The sequence below is a fragment of the Rahnella sp. EDr1-12 genome (assembly GCF_049206505.1).
Lineage (GTDB): Bacteria > Pseudomonadota > Gammaproteobacteria > Enterobacterales > Enterobacteriaceae > Rahnella > Rahnella rivi.
In genome coordinates, this window is sequence record NZ_JBLZNY010000001.1 from 1,378,783 (window position 1) to 1,404,689 (window position 25,907).

The window sequence follows — 25,907 nt, forward strand, 5'->3', positions numbered from 1 at the left end:
TTAAACGCTACACGTAGAAATAGATCGCCAGAAAGTGACAGGCGCTCCCGCCGAGCACAAATCCGTGCCAGATGGCATGACCGTAGCGGATCCTTTCCGAGGCATAGAAAATCACGCCCAGCGTGTACACCACGCCGCCAATCGCCAGCAACCAGACGCCGCCAGGCTGCAGTTTCATCGCCAGCTGATAAATCACCACCAGCGACAACCAGCCCATGGTCAGATAGGTGATCAATGAAAGCACTTCAAACCGGTGGGCGAATACCAGTTTGAAAATCACGCCAAATAGCGCCAGCCCCCAGATCACCGCCATCATCCCTTTCGCCAGCGGGGAGTTTAAGCCGACCAGCAGGAACGGCGTGTAAGTTCCGGCAATCAGCAGGTAAATGGCGCAGTGATCCAGCTTTTTCAGCCAGTATTTCGCTTTCTGATGCGGAATGGCGTGATAGAGCGTGGAGGCTAAAAACAGCAAAATCATGCTGCCGCCGTACACGCTGTAACTGGTGATTGCGACGGCGCTGGCGTTATCAGCCAGAGCCTGAGCCAGCAAAAGCACCAGCCCGACAATCCCAAAAACCAAACCAACGCCGTGACTCAGGCTGTTGGCAATCTCTTCAGCCCACGGATATCCCTGTGGTGATGGAGACGTCTTACCCATACGATGAAAACCCTCGAGGCATAACAATAAAATGGCAGGTTATAAAATATCCTGACCCGCAGAGTAGCTGAGAATGATTCCAGTGTACACCTGTACGCTAAAATGGAGTATTTCCTCCTGTAACAGGCTCTTAGCAGGATCATCATTTCAGGATGCTCATCACCGGAGCCCCTTCAATTTATTCACTTTGTTTATAATCCCTCCCTATTACATTCTTCAGATGACGGATTATTCCGCACCCAAAAACATGATTTTTTGTCATCAAGGGATTAAGGTGTACCGGAAATCTCTGATAACGCCATTAACAATGCCGTCAATATGACTAAGGTTTGACCATGTCTGTAGCAACTTCCCCGCTGAATTTCGGCGCCATGACCGACGTTTTTCAGTTCCTGATGGAAATCGACAAGCTGAAAAGCGTGCAGCGTCGCACCAAAGTGTTAGGCACCGATCGTCAGGAAAACTCCGCGGAACACAGCTGGCATTTCGCCGTGGCAGCGATGTCTCTGGCGCCTTATGCGCCACAAGACGTTGATATTAACAAGGTCATTCGTATGGCATTGATCCACGATATCGTCGAAATCGATGCCGGTGATGTGCTGGTTTACGATCTCGCTGCCCGCGCGGCGGTTCACGATCAGGAAATCATTGCCGCAAAACGCCTGTTCGGCCTGCTGCCCGCGCCGCTGAATACGCAGTTCCTGGCGTTATGGAATGAATACGAAGCGGGCGAAACCGCAGAAGCGCGCTTTGCGCTGGTGATCGACCGCGTGATGCCGATGGTCATGAACCTGAGTAATCAGGGCCAGAGCTGGGTGGAAAATAATATCCGTCTGGAGCAGGTGTTAGCGCGTAATGCCTTTATCGCCGATATCCATCCTGAACTGTGGCAGCACATCCGCGGCCATCTGGATAACGCCCATCAGCAGGGCTGGCTGAAGTAATAAAACCTTCCCCTCGTGAGAGGGGAAGGCGCAAGAACAACTACTTCGGCACGGCCAGCGACGTCGATTCCACGTAAGGTTTCATGAGGGTGTCGGCGTCTTTCTGTGCCTGTGCGGCTGCGGCTTCCGGTGTGACTTTCTCGTCATTCACCAGTGCCGCCAGCTGATTTTCCATCGCCTGACGCACTGCCACGGTTTCATAGGTCGAATACCACGGATAGGCGTATTTCAGTTGTTCCAGCGCAATCGCCGCTCGTGGGTCTTTCGCCAGATAGTCCTTCATTTCCGGTGTGTCATAAGACGCCATGCGCGGTGAAAAATAGCCCGTAAAACGGCTCCAGGCGCCGTTCACTTTCGGGCTGACCAGATATTGCAGGAAGGTGTAAGCCGCTTTTTTCTGTCCGTCAGAAATGCCTTTAAAGCTCACCAGACTCGCTCCGCCGATGGTCACGCCGTTGCGCACTTTAGCGGGCATCATCGCCACGCCCAGTTCGAAATCTTTGGTGTTTTCACGCATAAAGCCCAGCGCCCCGGTGCTGAGCATGGTCATGCCGAGTTTACCGGAGAAGAACGCCGCGCTGATTTGTTTAGAATTGAGCACGCCCGACGGCATCACTTTGTCGCGATACACCAGATTCTGCCAGAAGTGCAGCGCACCCAGCGTGGACGGTTTGTCGTAATACACTTCGCCCGGATAATCGGCGTTGTAATACTGACCGCCGTTGGCACGGGTAAGCGCGGATAAAATCCAGGCGCCGTAGTCATCGTTAGTCGATGGCAACATGATGCCCCACTGCCCTTTTGCCGCATCCGTCAGCTTTTTCGAGTCTTCCAGCAATTCATCCCAGTCTTTCGGCGGCGCGGTAATGCCCGCTTTGGCGAACATGTCTTTGTTGTAATAGAGGATTGGCGTCGAGTTATGGAACGGGATCGCGTACGTCACGCCGTTAAGCTGGGCGTTCTGGCGCATGGCGGGCCAGAAGTTTTGCGTCAGGAACGGCGTGGCTTTCTGATCGCCGAATCTGAACAGTTCGTCCATCGGCAGAATTTCGTTTTTGATCGCCAGATCCGCCGTGAAGTTGGCAGACATGATCACCAGTGCCGGAGGCTGACCGGATTTGGCCGCCGCTTCGGCTTTGACTTTGGTGGTGTCGTAGTTGCCGGTGAAAATCCCGCGCACCTCGATATCCGTTTGTGACTGGTTGAACTCTTTGATAACGCGGGTCATTTCCATGGTCAGCTTGCCGTCAACCGGCGCAGGGAACATGAAATCGATATTTTCCTTGGCGGACGCCGTGCCTGCGGCAATGAAGCCGATGGCGAGCGCCAGCGCATGAGTTTTACGCATGAAGGTGATTCTCCTGGTGCAGATTCTGCTGGTTTTGGCCTGAAAAAAGATGAAGGTCGTGCAAAGAGAAATACAAGGTGATGCGGTCGCCGGGTTGCGGAATGTCCCGGCTGTTTTCCCGCAGCTGGTTTTTACGAACATAACGAATTTTGCCAAGCGACGTGTCGGCGTGGCACAGATACTCCGCGCCGAGCAGTTCGCGATAGGTCAGCGTCGCCTGCAATTGCAGACTTTCGCCTTCCACCGGCCGGTCGCTGATGTGTTCGGGTCTGATGCCCAGATACACGTCAGCAAGCGCCTGCGCATGTTCCGTCTGCGGCAGACGTACCGGCTGGTTTTCGACTGTCAGCACGCCAGCGGCGCACGGCAGCAAAAACAGATTCATTGACGGCGTGCCGATAAATCCAGCGACAAACAGGTTGGCCGGATGCGCGTACAGCGTTTCCGGTGCGCCGATTTGTTGCAAATGGCCTTTATCCAGCACGGCGATCCTGTCCGCCATAGTCATGGCTTCCATCTGATCGTGCGTGACGTAAACGGTGCTGGTTTTCAGCTGCTGGTGCAGCTGCATGATGCCGTCGCGCACTTCCGTACGCAGCCGTGCATCAAGATTGGACAGCGGTTCATCCATCAGAAACAGCTTCGGATCGCGCACAATGGCGCGCGCCATCGCCACACGCTGGCGCTGCCCGCCGGAGAGTTTGCCCGGTTTGCGTTTAAGCAGTGGCTCCAGCTGCAAGAGTCCGGCCACGCGATCCACACGCGCCTGATGCTGATCTTTCGGTTCGTTGCGCATGCGCATACCGAACGTGATGTTTTGCTCAACGGTCATGTGCGGGAACAGTGCGTAGTTCTGGAAGATCATTGAGAAATTACGTTCGCGCGGCGGCAGCGCAGAGATGTCATTGCCGTCGAGCATAATGCGCCCGTCGCTGACCTCTTCCAGCCCCGCCAGCAGACGCAGCAGGGTGCTTTTTCCGCAACCCGACGGCCCGACCAGCACCAGAAATTCCCCGTCGGCGATCTCCAGCGACAGCTGATTCACCGCCGTGCTGCCTTCAAACTGTTTGGTGATATTTTCCAGACGAATGCCAGACATCATTGATCATCCACCGGGCAACTGATTTGTGCGTCGTAAAGATACGGCCCCGGATACTGCGACAGCGGGTGCAGATAGCTGACCAGCCCGGTTTGATCCACCAGACGGTGCATGACGCAGGCCGCCGGTTCGAGGTTATAAAACGGCGCCGGATTGTGGTGATAATACGGCACCTGATGCACCGTGCCGGGAATGGTGGTGATGATTGCCTGTTTGTACTGGGTGAAAATCAGGCGATGCGTATGGCCGCAGAACACGCGAACCAGCGACGGGAAGCGGTCGATCAGCGCCAGCAACTGGTCGCCGTTTTCGCAGGAAATGGCGTCCATCTGCGCCGAACCGACTTTCACAGGCGGATGGTGCATAAACACCGCCGTCGGTTTATCACCGCCCTGCTCCAGCTGACCTTCCAGCCACGCCAGCGTTTCCAGCGTCAGGAATCCTTTCGATTCTCCCGCCAGGCTGGAATCGACAAACAGCAGACGCATCGCGAAATCATCGATGGCGTAACGCATATTCTGCGGGTCGGTGCCGAGCTGCGGACACAACGAATGCAGCGCTTCCAGAAACTGGGCTTTGTCGTCGTGGTTGCCGGGAATGATAAACAGCGGATAACGCAGATTACCCAGCGTGCGGCGCGCCACCTCGTATTCCTGCGGCAGACCGCAGTTGACGATATCGCCGGTGATCACCACCGCATCCGGTTGTTCTTCCAGCGCATTCAGCTGGCTGACGACTTCAGCGTTACAGCCGTTCACATCGATAAAGTCATACAGTTTGCGGCCTTGGCTGCGAAAGTGCATGTCAGAAATCTGAGCTAAAAACATGGATGACCCCTTTATTTGATCCCGGAAAAGCCGAAACTTTTCAGGAACTGTTTCTGAAAAATAATGAACGCCAGCATCAGCGGCAGGCACACCATCAGCGTTCCGGCGGTGATTAAGCCCCACTGCCCGCCCGATTCCGCGCCCATCGCAAAAGATACCAGCCCGACGGTCAGCACCTGTTTGTCCGGATCGTTAAGCACCATCAGCGGCCAGAGATATTCATTCCAGTGATAGGTAATGCTGACGGTGGCAAAGGCGAGAATGGCGGGCCACGACATCGGGATCAGTACGCGGAACACCACCTGCCACCAGCGGCAACCTTCCATCAGCGCGGCTTCTTCGATCTCACGGGGAATACTGAGAAACGCCTGACGCATCAGAAACACGCCAAACGCCGACGCGAAGTACGGCATCATCACGCCGGTCAATGTGTTGAGCAGGCCGAACTGTTTAAGGATCATCATGTTCGGCACCATCATGATGACCGGCATGATCATCAGCTGGATCAACAGCAGGTAGAACAGCGTCTGTTTGCCGCGAAATTCGTGATACGCGAACACGTAACCGGCGGTGGTGATGGTCACCAGCTGAACCAGAAAGGTGCCGAAGGAAAAGAAGATCGTGTTGGCGTAAAGCCGCAGCCAGTCGGCGCTGTCCCACGCATCGCGGAAGTTTTGCAGCGTCAGCGGGAGGCGCGGCAGCAGCGAGGCCATATCCGGCGAGAAACTGCTTTCGCTGAACGCCGAAGACAACATCCACAGGAAAGGCGCCATCCATAAAAAGGCCGCGCACAGCAGTAAAACCGGCAGCGTCGAACGACGCGCACCGCGCAATAACATCGACGGCGAACGTGCAGCCGCCCGCGATTTTTTGCCGGTCATCACCGGCACTTCAGACGTTTCAACGCTCATAGTGCGCCCCTCTTTCCAGCACCCGCAGGTTCAGCATCGAAAAACCAAACAGCAACACCAGCGTCAGGAAGGTCGCCGCCGAGGCTTTGCCTAAATCGTGGGTGTCATTGGCCAGACTCTGGATGTAATACAGCAGCACGGTGGTGGCGTTATTCGGTCCGCCCTGCGTCATCACCGCGACGTGGTCGATCTGCGTAATGGAATAAATCAGCGCGATGGTGACCACAAAGCTGATGGTCGGGCGCAGCAGCGGCAGCGTAATGTAGAAGAAAACCTGTGGACGCGACGCCCCTTCCATCAGCGCAGCTTCGCGGGCTGAGGCCGGGATTGACTGCAATCCGGCGAGGAAAAACAGCATGTAATAACCGGCGAATTTCCACACGCCAATCACGCTCAGCGCAATCAGCGCGCTGTTGCTCATGCCGAGATAATTGTTATTCATCGGCCCGAACACTTTCGCCAGGGTGTAATCCAGCAGCCCCATGCCGGGCATGAAAATGAACAGCCACAAGGTGGCGGCGCTGACCAGCGGGATAATCATCGGGAAGAAAAATGCGGTACGCAGCCAGCGGTTCAGCGAAGTGTTTTCCCACAGCGCCACCGCCAGCAGCAGCGCCAGCACGATACCGGGCACGACGGTCATCAGGATGTAGGCGAGGTTATTAAGCAGCGCACGCCAGAACACCGAATCCTGAATCAGACGCAGATAGTTTTGCAGGCCGACAAACGGCGGGGCATCCGACGACAGACGGCTGTCAAACAGGCTGTCCGTCGCTGACTGAAATAAGGGGTAATAGGTGAATAAAAACAGAAAAATCAGCGTCGGCAGCAAAATCAGATAGGGGAACAACATGCGGCGCATTACAGGATACCGGTCAGCGAATTAAGGTGCCTATCCTGTCCTGAATTTATGTCAGTCACATGGCGGGAATGTGATGGTTACTTGAATGAAAAATAAGCGAATGTTACTGAACAAAATTGAGCGGGGTGTGCTGCCAGAACGGCAAAAACGGGGGCCAGAAATGCAATCGGCTCCCTCCCCGTGAAAGGGAGAGAGCCGACGGAAATCTTACTCGTAATCTGACATCGGCACGCAGGAACAGAACAGGTTTCTGTCCCCGTACACGTCATCAAGACGTTTCACGGTCGGCCAGTATTTGTTGTCGTAACCGGCCGGGAATACCGCCACTTCGCGGGTGTACGGGTGGTTCCAGTCGCTGACCAGCTCGTTCTGCACGTGCGGTGCGTTCACCAGCGGGTTGTCTTCCAGCGGCCATTCGCCTTTCGCCACGCGGTCGATTTCGCTGCGGATTGCCAGCAACGCATCGATAAAGCGATCCAGTTCCACTTTGCTTTCGGATTCGGTTGGCTCAACCATCAGCGTACCGGCCACCGGGAAGGACATGGTCGGGGCGTGGAATCCGTAGTCGATCAGGCGTTTGGCGATATCCATTTCGCTGATGCCGGTGGTTTCTTTCAGCGGACGAATATCCAGAATACATTCGTGCGCCACACGGCCATCACGGCCGGTATACAGCACCGGATACGCGTCTTTCAAACGGGTGGCGATGTAGTTCGCATTCAGGATAGCGACCTGGCTGGCTTGTTTCAGGCCTTCCGCGCCCATCATGCGGATGTACATCCAGCTGATAGGCAGAATGGAAGCACTGCCGAACGGAGCCGCAGAAACCGCGCCGTTTTGCGTCAGGACGCCGTCAATCTGCACCACACTGTGACCCGGAACAAACGGAGCCAGATGGGATTTCACGCCAATCGGACCCATGCCTGGGCCGCCGCCGCCGTGCGGGATACAGAAGGTTTTATGCAGGTTAAGGTGCGAAACGTCCGCGCCGATGTAACCCGGCGTGGTGATGCCGACCTGTGCGTTCATGTTCGCGCCGTCGAGGTAAACCTGACCGCCGTACTGATGCACAATCTGGCAAACTTCGCGGATGGTTTCTTCGTAAACGCCGTGCGTTGACGGGTACGTCACCATGATACAAGAGAGCTCATCGCCCGCTTTCGCGGCTTTCTCACGCAGGTCACTCAGATCAATGTTGCCCTGTTTGTCACAAGCCACCACCACCACGGTCATGCTCGCCATCTGCGCGGATGCAGGGTTGGTACCGTGCGCGGAGCTTGGGATCAGACAGATATGACGGCTGCTTTCGTTACGGCTTTCGTGGTAGCGACGAATTGCCAGCAGACCGGCATATTCGCCCTGCGCACCCGAGTTTGGCTGCATACACACCGCATCGTAACCGGTGAGCTGAACCAGCCATTGTGACAGCTGACCAATCATTTGCTGATAGCCGCCAGCCTGTTCGGTCGGGCAGAACGGGTGCAGTTCAGCGAATTCCGGCCAGGTAATCGGGATCATTTCGGCTGCAGCATTCAGTTTCATGGTGCAGGAACCCAGCGGGATCATCGCCTGATTCAGCGCCAGATCCTTTTTCTCCAGACGATGCATATAACGCATCATCTCGGTTTCGCTGTGGTACTGATTGAATACCGGATGGGTCAGGATCGGATCCACACGCAGCATCGCCGCAGGAATCGAGTTACTGTCGGTGGATACCGCTTTGTCCAGCTTATCGATATCCAGACCGTTGTCGTCACCCAGCAGGGCGGCGAACAGGATCTGCACATCTTCGCGGGAAGTCGCTTCGTCGAGCGTGATACCCACTGCGCCGTGAATGTCAGTACGCAGGTTCAGACCGAAGCTCAGCGCGCGTTCCAGCACGGCGGCTTTGTCTTTCACTTCCACGGTCAGCGTATCGAACCAGGTGTTGTGGCGCAGCGTCAGGCCGCCCTGTTTCAGGCCAGTGGCCAGAATGTCGGTCAGACGGTGAATGCGTGAGGCAATGCGTTTCAGGCCTTCAGGGCCGTGGAATACCGCATACAGGCTGGCAATGTTGGCCAGTAACACCTGCGAGGTACAAATGTTGGAGTTGGCTTTTTCGCGGCGGATATGTTGCTCGCGGGTCTGCATCGCCATACGCAGTGCCGTTTTGCCCGCAGCATCACGGGAAACCCCGATGATACGGCCCGGCATGGAACGTTTGAATTCATCTACACACGCGAAGAAAGCCGCGTGCGGACCGCCGTAGCCCATCGGCACACCAAAGCGTTGTGCGGAACCAAAGACCACGTCTGCGCCCTGCTTGCCCGGTGCGGCCAGCAGCACCAGCGCCATAATGTCAGCGGCGACGCTGGTAATAATTTTGCGGGATTTCAGTTCGCCCAGCAGCGCGGTGTAATCGTGCACTTCGCCGGTGGTGCCCACCTGCTGTAACAGCACGCCGAACACGCCTTCCAGCTCGAGCACTTTTTCGGCTTTATCGACGATGATGTCAAAACCGAAGGTTTCTGCACGGGTGCGCACCACGTCCAGCGTTTGCGGATGCACGTCGTCAGCCACGAAGAAACGGTTAGCGTCTTTCAGTTTGCTGGCACGTTTTGCCAGTGCCATGGCTTCGGCGGCGGCAGTTGCTTCGTCGAGCAAAGAGGCAGAAGCCAGATCCAGACCGGTCAGATCCAGCGTCAGTTGCTGGAAGTTGAGCAACGCTTCAAGACGGCCCTGAGACACTTCCGGCTGATACGGGGTGTACGCGGTATACCAGCCCGGATTTTCCAGCATGTTGCGCAGGATAACCGGCGGTGTCAGCACCGCGCTGTAACCCATACCGATGTAGGATTTATAACGCTGGTTCTGGCTGGCAATGGCTTTCAGCTCAGCCAGCGCCTGATGTTCCGTTACGGCGTCGCCGACGGCCGGTGGCTCCGGCAACTGGATATCGACCGGAACGATCTGCTGGATCAGCGCGTTTAAGGAATCCGCGCCGACCGCTTCCAGCATCTGTTGCTGCTGCTGAGAAGACGGGCCGATATGGCGGCCAATAAAGGCTTCGCTGTGTTCGAGTTGGCTGAGAGTCTGAGTCATTTGCTACGCATTCCTGGAATCTGCTGGAGGTGTCTTGGGATACTGACAAAAGCTACTGGTTTTGATTTGCCCCGCAAGCGGGTTACGGGGCGGTCGTGCAGTCTTGTTTATTCTTCGACAGAGGCGGCATAGGCTTCTGCATCAAGCAGGTTAGCCAGTTCGCTTTCGTCTGACGCTTTAATCTGGAACAGGAAACCGGTGCCGTAGGGCTCGCTGTTGACCAGCTCCGGGGAACCTTCCAGTTCACCGTTAACCGCGACGATTTCGCCGCTGATTGGCGAGTAAATGTCTGAAGCCGCTTTAACGGATTCCGCCACGGCGCAGTCTTCGCCTGCGGCAACTTCACGGCCAACTTCAGGCAGATCAACGAAAACCATGTCGCCCAGTAATTCCTGAGCGTGTTCGGTGATGCCTACGGTGTAAACGCCGTTACCTTCTGAACGTACCCACTCGTGGGATGACGCGTATTTCAAATCTGACGGGACATTGCTCATCGATAATCTCCTGAAAACGTTTTAAATTTTTCTATTTCTGCTCAATTAAATACGTTACTGCACCAGCGGTTTGCCGTTACGGACAAACCCTGGTTTGGTGACTTTTACCGGCATTTCGCGATTGCGGATCTGTACAATGGCCTGTTCGCCAATGCCTGCCGGAACGCGCGCCAGTGCAATACTGTAGCCCAGCGTCGGAGAGAAAGAACCGCTGGTGATCGCGCCCTGATGCGTGTTGCCTGCGGCGTCGGTGAAATGCACCGGCATCTCGTTACGCAATACGCCTTTTTCGGTCAGAACCAGTCCTACAAGCTGTTCGGTGCCCTGCTCGCGCTGTCTTTCCAGTGCGTCACGGCCAATAAAATTGCGGTCTTCCGGTGCCCAGGCGATGGTCCAGCCCATGTTGGCCGCCAGCGGTGAAACGCCTTCGTCCATTTCCTGACCGTAAAGATTCATGCCAGCTTCCAGACGCAGCGTATCGCGCGCGCCCAGACCGGCCGGTTTCACGCCTGCCGCCAGCAGTTTCTGCCAGAAATCCGCCACCTGCTCTTGCGGCAGCGCGATTTCATAACCCGCTTCGCCGGTGTAACCGGTGGTGGCGATGAAGAGATCGCCTGCCTGTACGCCGAAGAAAGGTTTCATGCCCGCGACAGCGTTTTTTTGTTCGGCGCTAAACAAGGTTTCTGCTTTTTCTTTCGCCTGCGGCCCCTGCACGGCAACCAGCGCCAGATCGTCACGCACGGTCAGTTCAACGCCGTAAGGTTCTGCATGCTGCGAAATCCATGCCAGATCTTTCTCACGGGTGGCGGAGTTGACCACCAGGCGGAAATAATCTTCGGTAAGGAAGTAAACAATCAGATCATCGATCACGCCGCCGGACGCATTGAGCATGCCGGTGTAAAGCGCTTTGCCCGGTACGGTGAGTTTGGCGACATCGTTCGCCAGCAGGTAACGGAGGAATTCACGGGTACGGGCACCGTGGAGGTCAACAATGGTCATGTGAGAGACGTCAAACATACCGGCATCCTGACGCACAACGTGGTGTTCATCCAGCTGGGAGCCGTAATGCAAAGGCATCATCCAGCCGTGGAAATCGACCATACGCGCGCCGCATGCAACATGTTGTTCATAAAGCTGAGTCTGCTTAACCATCTTATTCCTCATGACGAAAAGGCTGCCTGAAAGTTGAAAATGACAGGGAGCGCAAACGATACCCTTTGTTCGAACTTACCACTGAATAAGCTCACTAACCATAAGTTAAAATAGGTGGAGCAGAAGGAATGTCAGTGATTTCACAAGGGCATTGTGCAGAGTTTTTGACTGGTAAACTGGGGTTTGTGGCGCAAAATCTACAAATAAACATCAAAAGTATCGATGTTATATAACGACAAGGCCGAATTTCTCACCATTTGCAGAATGAGAAACCCGGCCCCGGATTAGAAAATGTAATGGAAAAACCTGGCTGAAATTAGATTATTTCAATCGAAGCGAATCGTCCTGTAACCACTCCGGCAAATCATTCAACCCCATCGCCTGACGGACCAGTTTCGGTTTCACGCCCGGCAGCGAATCCGCCAGTGTCAGGCCAATATCGCGCAGCAGTTTTTTGGCCGGATTGTCCCCGGCAAACAGTTCGCGGAAACCCTGCATCCCGGCAAGCATCAGCCCTGCGCTGTGTTTGCGGCGGCGCTCGTAACGGCGCAGGTACATGTGCTGGCCGAAATCTTTGCCTTCTTTTTGCAGGCGTTTGATTTCAGACGCCAGTTCCGCGGCATCCATAAAGCCTAAGTTCACGCCCTGACCGGCCAGCGGATGCACGGTGTGCGCCGCATCGCCGACCAGCGCCAGACGCTGACCGGCAAAGCTGCGGGCATAACGGCCGGTCAGCGGGAAGGTCACGCGCTCGCTTTCTACCGCGCAAACACCCAGGCGCAAGTCAAAGGTGCTGGCGAGAATTTTGTTGAACTCTTCCGGCGCCAGCGCGCTCAGTCGCTGCGCTTCCTCAGGCGATACTGACCAGACGATGGAAGACAAATGCGCATCTGCCAGCGGCAGAAAAGCCAGAATGCCGTCGCCGTGGAAGACCTGGCGTGCAACAGACTGGTGCGGTTCTTCCGTGCGGATGGTCGCCACCAGTGCATGGTGACGGTAGTCCCAGAAGGTCAGAGGGATGTCGGCGTGCTGACGCAGCCACGACTGTGCGCCATCTGCGCCGACCACTAACCGCGCGGTGAGCTGGCGATCGTCATTGAGGGTAATGAATGCCTCATTTTCGCCCCACGCCACATTCTTCAGGGTTGCCGGTGCCAGCAGGGTGATGTCGGAAGATTTTTCCGCACGTTGCCATAAAGCACGGTGGATCACCTGATTTTCAATGATGTGACCGAGATGACTGAAACCATATTCTTCGCCACGAAATGCAATTTTACCGAAGCTGTCGCGATCCCAGACTTCCATCCCCTGATAGGCATTGGCACGCTGAGCAATGATGCTGTCCCAGACGCCGATATATTTCAGCAGGCGTTCACTGGCAGCGTTGATCGCCGAAACCCGTAAACCCGGCTGTTCCGGCAACGGTGAATCGAGATCCGGTTGCTGATTTTCCAGCACAGCAACGCGTAAACCGCTGCCCTGTAAACCACATGCCAGCGCCAGACCGACCATTCCGCCACCGGCGATAACCACATCAAAAGATTGCATAATTTTTCCTGTAAGGCTTAACGGTCTACCCAACCTAAGGTCCGGCGGGTGAACGCATCGCGTAGCGGCGTAATGCCTTCCATCGCCAGTAAACCGAGATTGCGTCCGACCATTAATGGCAGCCAGCGGTTGGCAAAGAGGTGGATCAGGCCATCGGTCACGCCGACGGTTGCCTGCTGATCGGGCTGACGACGCTGCTGATAATCGCTCAGTACGCGGTAACTGCCGACGTCAGTGCCCGTCATCGCCGCATTGGCCAGCGTTTCCGCCAGCGTCATAACGTCGCGCAGGCCGAGGTTAAAGCCCTGCCCGGCAATCGGGTGCAGCGTTTGTGCCGCGTTGCCCACCAGCGCCAGACGGTGGCTGATATGGCTGTTGGCTCTTTGTAATTGCAGCGGATAACTGAAACGTTTTCCGGCCTGTTTCATGGTGCCGAGACGCCAGCCGAAGGCTTTTTGCAACTCGCTGAGGAACTGCGCTTCGCTCCAGTTATCGATTTCTTCTTTCGCTTCGCGCGGGTGACACCAGACCAGAGAACTGCGGCCATCGGACATTGGCAGCAGCGCCAGCGGCCCGTGCTGAGTGAAACGCTCGAAAGCACGATGGTTGTGCGGTTCGCTGGTTGCCACGTTGGCGATGACGGCGACCTGACCATAATCCTCACGCTGCCAGCCAATGTTGCAGGCTTTTGCCAGCGAAGAGTGCGAACCGTCGGCGGCCACCAGCAGTTGCGCGGTCAGCGTTTCTCCGCTGTCGAGCGTGACACTGGCGGAGTCCTGCGAACGCGCGACATCGGTCACTTTCGCCGGACAGTGCAGCGTCACGCCGGGCGCGTTTTTCAGTAAGGTAAACAGACGCTTGCCGACTTCATGCAGCTCAACCACCTGCCCCAGCGCTTCGACGCCGTAATGGGCGGCATTGAGATGCACAAAAGCCGCATGGCCGCGATCGCTGACGTGAATATCACGGATTGGCGTGGCAATTTTCGCCAGCGCAGGCCAGATGCCCACGCGAGCCAGTTGCTGACAGGTTCCCTGCGCCAGTGCGATCGAGCGGGCATCAAACCCCGGATGCCCGTGGTTTTCCGGCGCAGTGGCTTCCACCAGATGCACCGGCAAACGCCCCTGCGTCAGCGAGGAAATCGCCAGCGCCAATGTTGCACCGGTCATTCCGCCGCCAACAATTACGATGCTCATATTATTTCTGTGCCGCCGCCATTAATGCTTCAATATCATCGGCTTCTTTCACTACATCGCCGGTCAGGATTTCAATGCCGGTGGCGGTGATCAGAATGTCGTCTTCAATACGGATACCGATGCCGCGGTACGCTTCCGGTACGTCCGCATCCGGCGCGATATACAGCCCCGGTTCAACGGTCAGCACCATGCCCGGTTCCAGCGTACGACTGCGGTCAACAGAGCCGTAGTGGCCGACGTCATGAACGTCCAGCCCCAGCCAGTGAGATAAACCGTGCATGAAGAACTGGCGATGTGCCTGCTCGGCGAACAGCGTCTCAACGTCGCCTTTCATTACGCCGAGTTTGACCAAACCTTCAATCATCACGCGAACAGCGGCTTCGGTGGCGGCCTGAATACTGCTGCCGGGCCCTAACACGTCCAGCGCTTTGTATTCAGATGCCAGCACAATGTCGTAGATTTCGCGCTGTGCTTTGCTGAACTTGCCGTTTACCGGGAAGGTGCGGGTGATGTCACCTGCGTAGCCTTTGTACTCACAACCGGCGTCGATCAGCACTAAATCGCCGTCGCGCAGTTCGCATTCGTTTTCGGTGTAATGCAGGATGCAGGCGTTTTCGCCGCCGCCTACGATGGTGTTGTAGGAAGGATAACGCGCACCGTGACGGGTAAACTCGTGATGAATTTCGCCTTCAAGCTGGTATTCAAACATGCCAGGGCGACACTTTTCCATCGCACGGGTATGAGCCAGGGCGGTGATCTGCCCTGCGCGGCGCATCACGCTGATTTCTTCAACAGATTTGAACAAACGCATGTCATGTACCCACGGACGCCAGTCAGTGACGGTAGCCGGTGCAGACAAGTTCTGACGGAAGCCTTTGCGCAGTTTTTCCATTGCACGGTTAACGATTTCATCGGCATAAGCGTAATCGCCCTGCGCGTGGTAAACCACATCGAGGCCGTTGAGCAGCAGATGCAACTGGTCATTGATGTCATCAAAAGGCAGCGCTTTGGTGACACCAAGCTTCGCCGGTGCAGCATCCTGCCCCAGACGGCGCCCGAACCAGATTTCAGCAGTGAGATCGCGCACGCGGTTGAACAGCACGCTGTGGTTATGATTTTCATCACTTTTGACCAGAATCAGTACCGCTTCCGGCTCGTTGAAACCGGTGAAATACCAGAAATCACTGCTCTGACGATACGGGTATTCACTGTCAGCGCTGCGCGGTGCTTCGGGGGCGGAAAAAATCACTGCTGCGCTGCCCGGAGCCATCCTTGCTAAAAGCGCCTGACGACGATTCTCAAATTCTTGCTGAGTCATCTCACCTGCTCTCCTGAAATCGTTTTAATGTGTTGTTATGAAACAATTCATGAAAAACTTAATGCAATGTACGCGGACTTTCCGGGGCGGTCGGCAGGCTGTGGCCAAATTCGCCAAAGCACAGAATGGCCGCCACGCGGACGTATTCCACAACTTCTTCTAAAGACTGCGCTAATTGCTCCTGATCTTCATCTTCGTCGTAACCTAATTGCGCGATGCTGCGCAAATCGTCGATGGCTTCACCGACTTCGCCTTTCACTTTGGCGAGTTTAGGTTGCATCATGCCCAGACCTAGCAGGAAATGGTTGACCCAGCCGGCCAGCGCATCCGCGCGTTCGAAGATGCTTTTTTCATCGTCAGGCATCATGATTTTGAATTCGAAACTGTCGTCTTCCAGCGTATCTGACGTCACTTTACGCAATTGCTGCAGCAAATCGGCCAGCGTATGTGGGAAGGCCATGCCTTCGTTGGTAAGATCATGCACAAGAGTCAACCAGCTACCGTCGCGGTTGCCACCGCACAGTAAACCACTGATCAGCCCGTGCATTTCTGCCGCTGTTAAAGCAACCGATTGTTGTTTCAGGTTTTGATCCAACGAATCGTAAGTAGGGTAAGTATTCTCAATAGACATGCGCATTCGCCATCGTTGGCTGGATAAGTTCGTGTTATGCTACCACCAAGGTCTGTCGTAGTACCAGATTAGCAGCCTGTGATTGGGCGTACTAAGGTATGAATGACCTGCTCTGAACAATCGGGCAGCAGTCAGCCAGCCATGGGGTTGTAACCTGGTATTGAGATAGTTATAGTGGCGCCCGCTTCCAACATCCTGCGCCAGGTCGTAGTGGTCACGTTGGGGCGGACGAATAAATTAGCAGGAAGGTGGCATGTCTGCACAACCGGTAGATATTCAAATTTTTGGTCGCTCTTTACGAGTGAATTGTCCGCCAGAACAACAGGAAGCACTGAATCTGGCAGCTGAAGATCTTAATCAGCGGTTGCAAGATCTGAAAGTTCGCACTAGAGTCACCAATACAGAGCAACTGGTTTTCATCGCGGCATTGAACGTATGTCACGAACTTGCTCAGGAAAGGTTGAAAACTCGCGATTACGCATCCAATATGGAACAACGTATCCGGATGCTGCAACAAACCATCGAGCAGGCACTGCTCGAACAAGGCCGGATCTCTGAACGTGAAGGGGCGCCTTTCGAATAACACGCGTTGCTGACTGACTGGTCACAGGTCGTCAGAAACGGTAAAAAATTTCTCTGAGATGTTCGCCAGCGGGCCCGTCCCCTGAGCCGATAATTAGTACCAACAGAATGTGATGATCCGTAATCGGTGCGCATGCTCGGTCCGTCCGAGAAGCCTAAAGATTGCGACAGCACGTTCACCTTGAACCATGGGTTCAAGGGTTACAGCCTGCGACGGCATCTCGGAGATTCCCCTTTCTTTCGGTACATCCCATCCTGGTCAATGTATCTATGTCGCACACACCCCAGTACGCTTCAGCAAGACAACACCTTCGCACCGAAATACGCCAACGCAGAAAAAACCTGACACCCGAGCAGCAAGCTGATTTCGCCCTTCAGGCGGCAGAACGTATCGTTTCGCATCCCAAAATTCAGGCAGCTAAAACAGTATCTGTGTTTCTGTCTTTTGACGGTGAGCTGGATACCGCCCCGTTGATTGCGCGTTTATGGCAGGAAGGCAAACAACTTTGCCTGCCGGTTCTGCATCCGTTTTCGCCTCATCATTTATTGTTTCTGCGCTATGCGCCGGATACACCGCTGGTTCGCAATCGTCTGAAGATCCTCGAACCAGGTCTGGATGTCACGCAGGTGATTCCACTCTCACGACTGGATATTATCCTGACGCCGCTGGTTGCGTTCGACAATCACGGGCAGCGCCTGGGTATGGGCGGAGGTTTTTATGACCGCACGCTGGAGCACTGGCAGGATGGCGGGCCCTATCCGATTGGGTTAGCGCATGACTGTCAGCAGGTCGATGCGTTGCCAGCCGAGCACTGGGACGTACCTTTGCCGGAAGTCATTACACCCGGAAAAATATGGACGTGGTAAAAAACCGTCCCGGATCCTGATGCCTGCACATGACAGCGTATCACCCTCTTCAGTATGTTGTAACTAAGTCTCTAAAAAACCAGCCACAATACATACAACCCAATCAACGCATTGAAATACATGTTATTTTTCATTTATACATAGCGTTACACGCCGAAACCATTCACTCACGGACAACCTGAGCCGACACGCATACTATTCTCTCATCGGCCCCGCAGTGGGGTAGACACACAAACCAAAATTCTTGAGGAATAAACGATGAAAAAAGTATTAGCTCTGGTTGTAGCCGCTGCAATGGGCCTGTCTTCTGTCGCTTTCGCTGCTGAAACTACAGCAACTCCGGCGCCTGCTGCGACCACAACAACGGCGGCTCCGGCTCATGCCACCAAGCATAAAGCCCACAAGAAACCTGTTCAGAAAGCTCAGGCAGCCAAGAAACACAAAAAAGCAGCCAAAAAAGCGCCAGTGGCTCAGAAAGCACAAGCGGCTAAAAAACACGTGAAGCACGCTAAGAAAGCAGCTCCGGTTGCTCAGAAAGCCCAGGCTGCCAAGAAACACGTGAAACACGCTAAGAAAGCGGCTCCGGTTGCTCAGAAAGCCCAGGCTGCCAAGAAACACGTGAAACATGCTAAGAAAGCTGCTCCGGCTGCAAAAGCAACACCAGCAGCATAAGAAGTAAACCAGAAGTCTTTGTGAACGCATCTGCTCACATTTATCAAGACTGAATAATTTAACACCCGGTTCGCCGGGTGTTTTTTTCTTCAGTGTCTATCCGGAGGTACTGACAGATGATGCTGCGCCGCTACCTGTTCGAAATCACCTTTTCATCCATGATCCTCTGCGGATTGATCACCCTCTCCTTTTACTTCTGAAACATGAAGCGCCTTCCAGGACGCTTAAAAACCTGACACACCACTTTATCCAGACACAAAAAAACCGCCTTTCGGCGGCTTTGTCATTTATGGCTGATACGATCAGTAGAGCAAGCGGGCACGAATGGTTCCCGGGATCGCTTTCATCAGCTGTAACGCGGTAGTCAGCGTCGCGATATCTGTTTCCGCATCGATAACCACATAACCAATTTCCGGGCTGGTTTGCAGATACTGCGCGGCGATGTTGATGCCCTGCTCCGCAAAAATCTGGTTGATGCTGGTCAGCACGCCCGGACGGTTTTCGTGGATATGCAACAGACGGCTGGCTTTCTCAGTGTGTGCTGGCAAAGAGGCTTCCGGGAAGTTAACCGCTGACAGTGTTGAACCGTTGTCAGAGTATTTCGCCAGTTTGCCTGCCACTTCGAGGCCGATACCTTCCTGCGCTTCCATGGTCGAACCGCCAATGTGCGGCGTCAGCAGCACGTTGTCGAATTCACACAGCGGAGAATTGAAAGGATCGCTGTTGGTCGCTGGCTCTTCCGGGAAGACGTCGATCGCCGCACCAGAAAGATGTTTGCTGCGCAGTGCATTGCACAGAGCAGGAATGTCGATGACCGTGCCGCGCGAGGCGTTGATCAGCAGCGCGCCCGGCTTCATCTGCGCCAGCTGCACTTCAGAAATCATGTCTTTTGTCCCGGCGGTTTCGGGCACATGCAGCGTCACGACGTCGCTGGTATTAAGCAGTTCCTGCAACGAAGCAATTGGCTGCGCATTACCCAACGGCAATTTGCTTTCGATGTCGTAGTAGAACACGCGCATCCCGAGGCTTTCTGCCAGGATGCCCAGCTGCGTACCGATATGGCCGTAACCGATGATACCCAGACGTTTGCCGCGTGCTTCAAATGAACCGACGGCCAGCTTGTTCCAGATACCACGGTGCGCTTTCGCATTCGCTTCAGGAATACCGCGCATCATCAGCAACATTTCACCCAGCACCATTTCGGCTACTGAGCGGGTGTTAGAAAACGGTGCGTTGAACACCGGAACACCGCGACGCGTGGCGGCTTTCAGATCAACCTGATTGGTCCCGATACAGAAACACCCAACAGCCACCAGTTTTTCTGCTGCCTGGAACACTTCTTCGGTCAGCTGAGTACGCGATCGGAGTCCAACAAAGTGCGCATCACGAATCGACTCTTTGAGCGATTCTGTATCTAAAGCACCTTTGTGAAATTCAATATTGGTGTAACCCGCGGCACGGAGTGTATCAACCGCACTTTGGTGGACGCCTTCCACTAACAAAAATTTAATCTTGTCTTTCTCAAGTGATACTTTTGCCATTTCCCGACCCTATATTTTCTGGCTGAATTCGAACTGCGAGGTGATTGCTCACAGCCAACATAACAAAAAATCCGCCATCATCAATACAAACGATTGCCTGCCAGGCAGCAGAAGGCTCACCATGCCTGTTGGTTTTTAGCATTTCATGCTGGTTAGATTTTACAGCGCCAGACGTTCAGGAGGAGAAATACTGAAATGTGACATAAGTCACCAAATTAAAGCCTTTGAAGAAAAGATGATTCAACCAGAAAATTATCATCTTCATAACATTGCGTTATGACAGCGGGATGACAAGGCGGAGGCTGGCTGCTTTGGGCTAAAGCAGCCAGATCTTCTGCTTATATCGTCATTACTTCAGTTTAACGGTTTTCACGCCTTCGGAAGTCCCGACCAGCGCCACGTCTGCGCCACGGTTGGCGAACAGGCCAACGGTCACCACACCGGCAATGCTGTTGATCTTATTTTCCATCGCGACGGCATCCAGAATGTTCAGGTTATGCACATCGAGGATCACGTTACCGTTATCTGTCAGCACATTCTGACGGTATTCCGGCAGGCCGCCGAGTTTCACAAGCTCACGTGCAACATAGGAGCGCGCCATCGGGATCACTTCCACCGGCAGCGGGAATTTACCCAGCACATCGACCTGCTTGGAGGCATCCACAATACAGATGAATTTTTTGGCAATCGCCGCAATGATTTTTTCGCGGGTCAGCGCTGCGCCGCCGCCTTTAATCATTTGCATTGAACCGTTGATTTCATCTGCGCCGTCGACATACACATCCAGCGAATCGACTTCGTTACTGTCGAAAACATGGATGCCAAGGCTTTTCAGTTTTGCGGTAGACGCGTCGGAGCTGGAGACTGCGCCTTCGATCTGGCCTTTGATGGACCCCAGTGCATCAATGAAATGCGCGGCGGTGGATCCGGTACCAACACCGACAATGGTGCCCGGCGTGACGTAATCCAGTGCGGCCCAGCCGACTGCTTTCTTCAATTCTTCCTGCGTCATAATGGCTTCTCTGTCTGATAACCCGAAAGTGGCGTGAATAGTTCGGTGAAACGAATTGTGCCGGTGATTATAAAGCATGTCCCGGCAGATTGGGCAGCCAAGAGCGTGACAAGCTCACACTTATTAAGTGCAATTGCGCTGCAAACACCAAGATTTTCCTCACCACAAAAACTGACAAACTGTGGCATAGTGTCCGGATAATATTGAACCCAAGGGACAGAACTCCGATGAAACGCCCGGACTATAGAACGTTGCAGGCACTGGACGCGGTCATCCGTGAGCGCGGTTTTGAACGCGCCGCACAGAAGCTTTGCATCACACAATCGGCCGTCTCTCAGCGTATTAAGCAACTGGAAAATTTATTCGGCCAACCGCTGCTGGTGCGTACCGTTCCACCCCGCCCGACCGAGCAGGGACAGAAATTACTGGCCTTGCTGCATCAGGTGGAATTGCTGGAAGAAGAGTGGCTGGGCAGTGACAGCAACAGCGACAGTAATGATACGCCACTGCTGCTTTCGCTGGCAGTCAACGCCGACAGTCTGGCGACCTGGTTGTTACCCGCGCTGAAATCGGTGCTGGTCGACTCCCCTATCCGCCTGAATTTGCAGGTCGAAGATGAAACACGCACGCAGGAACGTCTGCGTCGCGGTGAAGTGGTCGGTGCGGTGAGTATTCAGCCACAGCCGCTGCCGAGCTGTCTGGTCGATCAACTGGGCGCGCTGGACTATCTGTTTGTCGGTTCCAAACCCTTTGCCGATCGCTACTTCCCGAACGGCGTCACCCGCTCCGCCTTGCTGAAAGCGCCTGCGGTGGCGTTTGACCACCTCGACGATATGCATCAGGCCTTCCTGCAACAGAACTTCGATTTGTCGCCGGGCAGTGTGCCGTGCCATATCGTTAACTCGTCGGAAGCCTTCGTGCAGCTGGCGCGTCAGGGCACTACCTGTTGCATGATCCCGCATCTGCAAATCGAGAAAGAACTGGAGAGCGGCGAACTGATCGACCTGACGCCGGGCCTGTTCCAGCGCCGTATGCTTTACTGGCACCGTTTTGCGCCGGAAAGCCGCATGATGCGTAAAGTCACCGACGCGCTGCTGGCCCACGGGCATCAGGTTCTGCGCCAGGACTGACCTTCCTGCTCAACCAAAAATGAAAAAACCCGCCTGAGCGGGTTTTTTCATTTCTACAGAATCATTCTTACTGAGCAGGTGCAGGTGCGGGTGCTGCGGGTGCCTGAGGCTGCAATTCGAACACCACATCGACCTGGTCGTCGAAGTGAATGCTTTGCTGCTCGTAGGTTTGCGCGACATCGCTCTGCCCTGCGGCTTCGGCAGTTTTATACATGCGCGCCACCGGCATCGGCTGGTAGTTAGCCACGTGATAACGGATGCTGTAGACCGGCCCCAGCGTGGTGTGGAAACCTTCGGCCAGCGATTTTGCCTGCTGCGTGGCGTTATCAATGGCTTTCTGACGCGCTTCATCGCGGAAACGATCCGGATTCGCCACGCCCAGCTCAACGGCACGCACTTCATTCAGGCCGGATTTCAGCGCACCATCCAGCAGTTCGTTCAGTTTATCCAGCTGACGCAAGGTGACCTGAACCTGACGCACGGCGCGGTAGCCTTTCAGCTGTGACGTTCCGTCTTTCAGGTAGTCATACTCCGGCTGAGTACGTAAATTCGCTGCATTGATGTCTTTCTTCTCAATGCCGTTTTTCTGCAGGAAAGCAAAGTACTCTGCCACTCGCTCATCAGCCTGTTTCTTGGCGCTGGCGGCATCTTTCGCAGAGACGTTCACTTCAATCGCCAGCGTGGCGATATCCGGCGTGGCGTCAACGCTCGCCGTTCCTGAGGTCACGACGTGCGGCCCGGCAGGTAATTCTGCCGCCTGCAACGCCAGCGGTAATGTCCCTAATCCCAACATCGCTGCAACAGTCAATGCTTTCAGTTTCACAGTGCCTCCATTAATCATCAAAGATATGGCAATAAACGTATTAACTGCGAAACCGTAGCATAATCCATTACAACAGAAACTAAGATTAGTGACAAAAACTTACTCTGTCATAAAACTTAAAAGATCCCGGTCTGGCGCGCCAGCTGAATAGCGATTCCCCACATGATGGTGCCGACAACCGCGTTAATCACCCGCTGTACTTTGCCGGTGTTAAGCCAGGGGGCGAGCATGGCGGCGAGTATCGCCAGCCCGAAGAACCAGATAATGGATGCGCTGACTGCGCCGAGTGCAAACCACGAACGTTCATCTGCGTTCAGGCTGCCGCCCAGACTGCCGAGCACCACAAACGTATCGAGATAAACGTGCGGATTGAGCCAGGTGACAGCCATCATGCTGACCACAATTTTCCAGCGGCTTTGCTTCGCCACTTCCGCCTGCGCCAGTTCAGGATTTTTGCTGAATGCCGTACGAAATGCGCCCCAGCCATACCACAGTAAAAATGCCACGCCGCCCCAGCTCACCAGCAACAGCAATGTCGGGGATTGACTCAGCAGCGCGCTGCCGCCAAAGATGCCACCGCAAATCAGCGCAATGTCGCTCAGAGCGCATAATCCGGCAATCATCAGGTGATACTGACGGCGGATGCCCTGGTTCATCACAAACGCATTCTGCGGGCCGATCGGTAAAATCATCGCGGCGCTCATCGCCAGTCCTTGCAGGAAAATTGCCAGCACGTTGTTATCCTTCAAACAGTCATTAACAGAGAATGCGCGCAGTGTAAGGGCTTTGCAGCCATAAGAGGAAATGGATAATTCTAATCACCCATTAGAACGGCTTATCATCAACCCGGTGATATTTCAGGCATGAAAAAGGCGCCCGCAGGCGCCTGAAAAAATCTGAATCCGGGAAGGATCGGTTAGTCGAAAGTGCGTCGTTCTTCCTGCGGCTGGGCTGCCGCTTTCGCCACCTGATAAAGGTGAACATCCATCTGCGGGTAAGCAATATTGATGTTGTTTTCATCCAGCGCGCGTTTGAACGATTCCAGCAGATCCCATTTCACGCTCTGCGCATCACCGTTGCTGGTCCAGGCGTACACGATGAAATTCAGGGTTGAAGCCGCCATTTCGTTCAGGCGAACCACAACGTCTTTATCTTTCAAAACACGCGGGTCGGCGGTCACGATATCGGACAGGATCTTCTTCACCAGATCAACGTCAGAGTCATAACCCACGCCGATGGTCAGGTCGATACGGCTGGTCGGTTCGCGTGAATTGTTGATGATGTTACCGGCGATGATTTTACCGTTTGGCACCACAATGATTTTGTTGTCCGGTGTGCGCAGGGTGGTCGAGAAAATTTGTACCTGAGTCACCGTACCCGCCACACCGCCGAGATCGACATATTCACCGGCACGGAACGGACGGAAAATCACCAGCAGAACGCCCGCCGCAAAGTTAGACAGCGACCCCTGCAATGCCAGGCCGACGGCCAGACCGGCGGCACCGATGACCGCGATCACGGACGTGGTTTGCACGCCAATCCGCCCCAGCACCGCAATCAGCGTGAACGCGATAATCGCGTAGCGCACCATGGCGGAAAGGAAATCGGAAACCGTGATATCAATGCCACGAACTTTTAAGACCCGGCTGACGGCACCGGAAACGATGCGGGCGACAATCATCCCCACAATCAGAATAAAGATTGCCGCGACGATGTTGACGGCGTAATGCAGCAGTAAAGCCTGATTTCTCACCAGCCAGTTTCCCGCATTGTTAATGCTGCCCACAACGTTCAAATCATCCATTTAAAGTACCCCAAAAAAATACCCTGACGGGTTTTAAGAAACCAAAGCTGCCCGATTAACGGGCAGCAACTGTACTTTAAGGTTAACTAACAATGCGATGAAGTGCCAATTTCCGGGGCAATAACCCCGTGAAATTAGGAATTTGCAGGGTGATTTTTCAACGGCTCCGGCGTTTTGAACGCCTGCAACGGACCGCGTCCGGTGAGCGTAAAGGCTGAAATGACGGTGAACGTCAGCGCCACCAGACCGAGGATAAGATAAGTCCCGTGGAAACCGATACGGTCATACATGTTGCCGGCGAATACCGACATAAACATGATCGCCACCTGTTTGAAGAAGCAGAAGGTCACCAGATAAATCGTCGCGGAGAAACGCACTTCAAACACCGACGTAATGTATTTGAAGCAACCGACAATCAGGAACGGCACTTCAAACATGTGCAGGGTTTTCAGCACCACCACTTCAACCGGCGAAGAGGCAAAGGAGGAACCGATGATGCGCACTGACATAATCATCCCCGCCAGCAACAGCGCATTTTTGCCCCCGATGCGGTTCACGATAAGCGGCGCGAAGAACATGATGCAGGCATTCAGCAGTTCGCCCATGGTGGTGACATAACCGAAGACCCGTGTTCCTTCTGATGAAGACGCAAAGAACGAGGTAAAGAAGTTAGCAAACTGCTGATCGAAGACGTCATAAGTGCAGGAGACGCCAATAACATACAGCGCCAGGAACCACAGCTTGCGGTCCTTCAGCAGTTCAAGGGCAATCTTCAGGCTGAACGGTTTGGTATTCGCGCCCAGATCGTTGGCGACGCGGGCGCTGGAAGTGACTTCCGGTTTGGCGATCAGCAACAGAATCGCGAGGATCACCGCACAGCCGGAGCCAAGCCAGAACACAAACTCATTGTTGATGGTAAACATAATGCCGACCACCGACGCACACAGCGCCCAGCCGACACAGCCGAACATCCGCGCACGACCAAATTCGAAGCTGCTGCGACGGCTGACTTTCTCAATGTAGGCTTCAATGGCGGGCGCACCGGCATTGTAAATCAGCCCGAGATAGATGCCGCCGACCACGGATCCGAGATAAATATTCACTTTCAGCAGCGGGCCGAACACGTAGATAAAGAACGGCGCAAACAACACCAGCATGCCGGTAATGATCCACAACAGATGCTTTTTCAGCCCCAGTTTATCTGAGAGTAAACCGAACACCGGCTGGAACAATAATGAGAACAGCGAGATGCTGGCGAAGATAATGCCGGTGTCACTTTTACTGATCTGATTGATGTCATGCAGCCAGATCGGGAAGAACGGGAAATAGGCCCCCATGATGAAAAAGTAGAAAAAGAAGAACAGCCCGAACATCCAGAAATTGGTATTTTTCATGTAATTCATTTGC

At 54.5% G+C, this 25,907-nt stretch carries 24 protein-coding genes and 1 other RNA gene; 6 read left to right on the forward strand and 19 right to left on the reverse strand.

The genetic code is table 11. The features are described from left to right. Nucleotides 1-7: 7 nt before the first annotated feature. On the reverse strand, nucleotides 8-658 hold the full coding sequence (gene trhA, locus ACO0U8_RS06520) for a PAQR family membrane homeostasis protein TrhA (RefSeq protein WP_056773133.1): 651 nt from the start codon (nucleotides 656-658) through the stop codon (nucleotides 8-10). 335 nt (nucleotides 659-993) lie between these two features. Here trhA and ACO0U8_RS06525 point away from each other — a divergent pair, with 335 nt between their 5' ends. Further along, nucleotides 994-1,602: an HD domain-containing protein gene (locus ACO0U8_RS06525; protein WP_056773134.1), complete on the forward strand. Its 609-nt coding sequence runs from the start codon at nucleotides 994-996 to the stop codon at nucleotides 1,600-1,602. A gap of 40 nt (nucleotides 1,603-1,642) precedes the next feature. Here ACO0U8_RS06525 and ACO0U8_RS06530 read toward each other — a convergent pair whose 3' ends face one another. From ACO0U8_RS06530 to ACO0U8_RS06585, 12 genes are all read right to left on the reverse strand, one after another. After that, complete coding sequence (locus ACO0U8_RS06530; RefSeq protein WP_421670490.1) at nucleotides 1,643-2,950, reverse strand: ABC transporter substrate-binding protein; 1,308 nt, start codon at nucleotides 2,948-2,950, stop codon at nucleotides 1,643-1,645. Beyond that, nucleotides 2,943-4,049, reverse strand: a complete 1,107-nt coding sequence (locus tag ACO0U8_RS06535; RefSeq protein WP_200930285.1) for an ABC transporter ATP-binding protein — start codon at nucleotides 4,047-4,049, stop codon at nucleotides 2,943-2,945. Before ACO0U8_RS06535 ends, ACO0U8_RS06530 begins: the two co-directional genes overlap by 8 nt. Beyond that, entirely contained in the window at nucleotides 4,049-4,876 is an 828-nt protein-coding gene (locus tag ACO0U8_RS06540; protein ID WP_421670491.1) for a phosphodiesterase, read from the reverse strand. Before ACO0U8_RS06540 ends, ACO0U8_RS06535 begins: the two co-directional genes overlap by 1 nt. 11 nt (nucleotides 4,877-4,887) lie before the next feature. Next, entirely contained in the window at nucleotides 4,888-5,787 is a 900-nt protein-coding gene (locus ACO0U8_RS06545) for a carbohydrate ABC transporter permease (protein ID WP_421670492.1), read from the reverse strand. Continuing rightward, a complete protein-coding gene (locus ACO0U8_RS06550; protein ID WP_056773152.1) occupies nucleotides 5,777-6,649 on the reverse strand; it encodes a carbohydrate ABC transporter permease in 873 nt (290 codons plus the stop codon). Before ACO0U8_RS06550 ends, ACO0U8_RS06545 begins: the two co-directional genes overlap by 11 nt. Before the next feature lie 207 nt (nucleotides 6,650-6,856). Further along, nucleotides 6,857-9,730: an aminomethyl-transferring glycine dehydrogenase gene (gcvP, locus tag ACO0U8_RS06555; RefSeq protein WP_421670493.1), complete on the reverse strand. Its 2,874-nt coding sequence runs from the start codon at nucleotides 9,728-9,730 to the stop codon at nucleotides 6,857-6,859. Between the two features lie 107 nt (nucleotides 9,731-9,837). After that, entirely contained in the window at nucleotides 9,838-10,224 is a 387-nt protein-coding gene (gene gcvH, locus ACO0U8_RS06560; RefSeq protein ID WP_056773158.1) for a glycine cleavage system protein GcvH, read from the reverse strand. A 54-nt stretch (nucleotides 10,225-10,278) separates the two neighbouring features. Continuing rightward, nucleotides 10,279-11,376, reverse strand: a complete 1,098-nt coding sequence (gene gcvT, locus ACO0U8_RS06565; RefSeq protein WP_136376107.1) for a glycine cleavage system aminomethyltransferase GcvT — start codon at nucleotides 11,374-11,376, stop codon at nucleotides 10,279-10,281. A 321-nt stretch (nucleotides 11,377-11,697) separates the two neighbouring features. Continuing rightward, nucleotides 11,698-12,924 (reverse strand): FAD-dependent 2-octaprenylphenol hydroxylase, encoded by a 1,227-nt coding sequence (ubiI, locus tag ACO0U8_RS06570; RefSeq protein ID WP_421670494.1) that lies wholly within the window; start codon nucleotides 12,922-12,924, stop codon nucleotides 11,698-11,700. Between the two features lie 17 nt (nucleotides 12,925-12,941). After that, nucleotides 12,942-14,120 (reverse strand): 2-octaprenyl-6-methoxyphenyl hydroxylase, encoded by a 1,179-nt coding sequence (ubiH, locus tag ACO0U8_RS06575; RefSeq protein ID WP_421670495.1) that lies wholly within the window; start codon nucleotides 14,118-14,120, stop codon nucleotides 12,942-12,944. A 1-nt stretch (nucleotide 14,121) separates the two neighbouring features. Next, nucleotides 14,122-15,438, reverse strand: a complete 1,317-nt coding sequence (gene pepP, locus ACO0U8_RS06580) for a Xaa-Pro aminopeptidase (RefSeq protein WP_122096064.1) — start codon at nucleotides 15,436-15,438, stop codon at nucleotides 14,122-14,124. A 58-nt stretch (nucleotides 15,439-15,496) separates the two neighbouring features. Beyond that, entirely contained in the window at nucleotides 15,497-16,069 is a 573-nt protein-coding gene (locus ACO0U8_RS06585) for a YecA family protein (protein WP_056773168.1), read from the reverse strand. A 253-nt stretch (nucleotides 16,070-16,322) separates the two neighbouring features. Between ACO0U8_RS06585 and zapA the strand changes: the two genes are divergently transcribed. From zapA to asr, 4 genes are all read left to right on the forward strand, one after another. Continuing rightward, nucleotides 16,323-16,652: a cell division protein ZapA gene (gene zapA / locus ACO0U8_RS06590; protein WP_013576788.1), complete on the forward strand. Its 330-nt coding sequence runs from the start codon at nucleotides 16,323-16,325 to the stop codon at nucleotides 16,650-16,652. 47 nt (nucleotides 16,653-16,699) lie between these two features. Beyond that, nucleotides 16,700-16,883, forward strand: a non-coding RNA gene (ssrS, locus tag ACO0U8_RS06595) — 6S RNA. Between the two features lie 38 nt (nucleotides 16,884-16,921). Continuing rightward, nucleotides 16,922-17,518: a 5-formyltetrahydrofolate cyclo-ligase gene (locus ACO0U8_RS06600; protein ID WP_390974434.1), complete on the forward strand. Its 597-nt coding sequence runs from the start codon at nucleotides 16,922-16,924 to the stop codon at nucleotides 17,516-17,518. Between the two features lie 258 nt (nucleotides 17,519-17,776). After that, on the forward strand, nucleotides 17,777-18,190 hold the full coding sequence (gene asr / locus ACO0U8_RS06605; RefSeq protein WP_015698458.1) for an acid resistance repetitive basic protein Asr: 414 nt from the start codon (nucleotides 17,777-17,779) through the stop codon (nucleotides 18,188-18,190). 302 nt (nucleotides 18,191-18,492) lie between these two features. On the opposite strand, the gene serA is transcribed toward asr, so the two are convergent. Continuing rightward, nucleotides 18,493-19,731: a phosphoglycerate dehydrogenase gene (gene serA, locus ACO0U8_RS06610; RefSeq protein WP_122096066.1), complete on the reverse strand. Its 1,239-nt coding sequence runs from the start codon at nucleotides 19,729-19,731 to the stop codon at nucleotides 18,493-18,495. Nucleotides 19,732-20,080: 349 nt separating this feature from the next. Continuing rightward, nucleotides 20,081-20,743: a ribose-5-phosphate isomerase RpiA gene (gene rpiA, locus ACO0U8_RS06615; protein WP_013576792.1), complete on the reverse strand. Its 663-nt coding sequence runs from the start codon at nucleotides 20,741-20,743 to the stop codon at nucleotides 20,081-20,083. 227 nt (nucleotides 20,744-20,970) lie between these two features. On the opposite strand from rpiA, the gene ACO0U8_RS06620 reads away from it, so the two are divergent. Next, entirely contained in the window at nucleotides 20,971-21,873 is a 903-nt protein-coding gene (locus ACO0U8_RS06620) for a LysR family transcriptional regulator ArgP (protein WP_056773177.1), read from the forward strand. A gap of 67 nt (nucleotides 21,874-21,940) precedes the next feature. Here the strand turns inward: ACO0U8_RS06620 and ACO0U8_RS06625 are convergent, their stop codons facing one another. The 4 genes from ACO0U8_RS06625 to ACO0U8_RS06640 all read right to left on the reverse strand — a co-directional run bounded on the left by ACO0U8_RS06625 (nucleotide 21,941) and on the right by ACO0U8_RS06640 (nucleotide 25,903). Further along, on the reverse strand, nucleotides 21,941-22,696 hold the full coding sequence (locus ACO0U8_RS06625) for an oxidative stress defense protein (RefSeq protein WP_122096067.1): 756 nt from the start codon (nucleotides 22,694-22,696) through the stop codon (nucleotides 21,941-21,943). Between the two features lie 116 nt (nucleotides 22,697-22,812). Beyond that, the gene (gene argO / locus ACO0U8_RS06630; RefSeq protein ID WP_122096068.1) at nucleotides 22,813-23,430 is read right to left on the reverse strand and encodes an arginine exporter ArgO; all 618 of its coding nucleotides are present in this window, start codon (nucleotides 23,428-23,430) and stop codon (nucleotides 22,813-22,815) included. A 182-nt stretch (nucleotides 23,431-23,612) separates the two neighbouring features. Next, on the reverse strand, nucleotides 23,613-24,500 hold the full coding sequence (gene mscS / locus ACO0U8_RS06635) for a small-conductance mechanosensitive channel MscS (RefSeq protein ID WP_421670496.1): 888 nt from the start codon (nucleotides 24,498-24,500) through the stop codon (nucleotides 23,613-23,615). Between the two features lie 134 nt (nucleotides 24,501-24,634). Further along, a complete protein-coding gene (locus ACO0U8_RS06640; RefSeq protein ID WP_056773190.1) occupies nucleotides 24,635-25,903 on the reverse strand; it encodes an MFS transporter in 1,269 nt (422 codons plus the stop codon). Nucleotides 25,904-25,907 lie beyond the last annotated feature (4 nt).

Excerpts from the sequence above, each read along its gene's own strand:
- ACO0U8_RS06585 (WP_056773168.1), bottom strand. The coding sequence starts at position 16,069 with ATGTCTATTGAGAATACTTACCCTACTTACGATTCGTTGGATCAAAAC.
- gcvH (WP_056773158.1), bottom strand. The coding sequence starts at position 10,224 with ATGAGCAATGTCCCGTCAGATTTGAAATACGCGTCATCCCACGAGTGG.
- rpiA (WP_013576792.1), bottom strand. The coding sequence starts at position 20,743 with ATGACGCAGGAAGAATTGAAGAAAGCAGTCGGCTGGGCCGCACTGGAT.
- zapA (WP_013576788.1), top strand. The coding sequence starts at position 16,323 with ATGTCTGCACAACCGGTAGATATTCAAATTTTTGGTCGCTCTTTACGA.
- ACO0U8_RS06530 (WP_421670490.1), bottom strand. The coding sequence starts at position 2,950 with ATGCGTAAAACTCATGCGCTGGCGCTCGCCATCGGCTTCATTGCCGCA.
- gcvP (WP_421670493.1), bottom strand. The coding sequence starts at position 9,730 with ATGACTCAGACTCTCAGCCAACTCGAACACAGCGAAGCCTTTATTGGC.
- ubiI (WP_421670494.1), bottom strand. The coding sequence starts at position 12,924 with ATGCAATCTTTTGATGTGGTTATCGCCGGTGGCGGAATGGTCGGTCTG.
- ACO0U8_RS06620 (WP_056773177.1), top strand. The coding sequence starts at position 20,971 with ATGAAACGCCCGGACTATAGAACGTTGCAGGCACTGGACGCGGTCATC.
- trhA (WP_056773133.1), bottom strand. The coding sequence starts at position 658 with ATGGGTAAGACGTCTCCATCACCACAGGGATATCCGTGGGCTGAAGAG.
- ubiH (WP_421670495.1), bottom strand. The coding sequence starts at position 14,120 with ATGAGCATCGTAATTGTTGGCGGCGGAATGACCGGTGCAACATTGGCG.
- ACO0U8_RS06545 (WP_421670492.1), bottom strand. The coding sequence starts at position 5,787 with ATGAGCGTTGAAACGTCTGAAGTGCCGGTGATGACCGGCAAAAAATCG.
- serA (WP_122096066.1), bottom strand. The coding sequence starts at position 19,731 with ATGGCAAAAGTATCACTTGAGAAAGACAAGATTAAATTTTTGTTAGTG.
- ACO0U8_RS06600 (WP_390974434.1), top strand. The coding sequence starts at position 16,922 with ATGTCGCACACACCCCAGTACGCTTCAGCAAGACAACACCTTCGCACC.
- ACO0U8_RS06525 (WP_056773134.1), top strand. The coding sequence starts at position 994 with ATGTCTGTAGCAACTTCCCCGCTGAATTTCGGCGCCATGACCGACGTT.
- ACO0U8_RS06540 (WP_421670491.1), bottom strand. The coding sequence starts at position 4,876 with ATGTTTTTAGCTCAGATTTCTGACATGCACTTTCGCAGCCAAGGCCGC.
- ACO0U8_RS06550 (WP_056773152.1), bottom strand. The coding sequence starts at position 6,649 with ATGCGCCGCATGTTGTTCCCCTATCTGATTTTGCTGCCGACGCTGATT.
- gcvT (WP_136376107.1), bottom strand. The coding sequence starts at position 11,376 with ATGGTTAAGCAGACTCAGCTTTATGAACAACATGTTGCATGCGGCGCG.
- mscS (WP_421670496.1), bottom strand. The coding sequence starts at position 24,500 with ATGGATGATTTGAACGTTGTGGGCAGCATTAACAATGCGGGAAACTGG.
- asr (WP_015698458.1), top strand. The coding sequence starts at position 17,777 with ATGAAAAAAGTATTAGCTCTGGTTGTAGCCGCTGCAATGGGCCTGTCT.
- ACO0U8_RS06640 (WP_056773190.1), bottom strand. The coding sequence starts at position 25,903 with ATGAATTACATGAAAAATACCAATTTCTGGATGTTCGGGCTGTTCTTC.
- ACO0U8_RS06535 (WP_200930285.1), bottom strand. The coding sequence starts at position 4,049 with ATGTCTGGCATTCGTCTGGAAAATATCACCAAACAGTTTGAAGGCAGC.
- pepP (WP_122096064.1), bottom strand. The coding sequence starts at position 15,438 with ATGACTCAGCAAGAATTTGAGAATCGTCGTCAGGCGCTTTTAGCAAGG.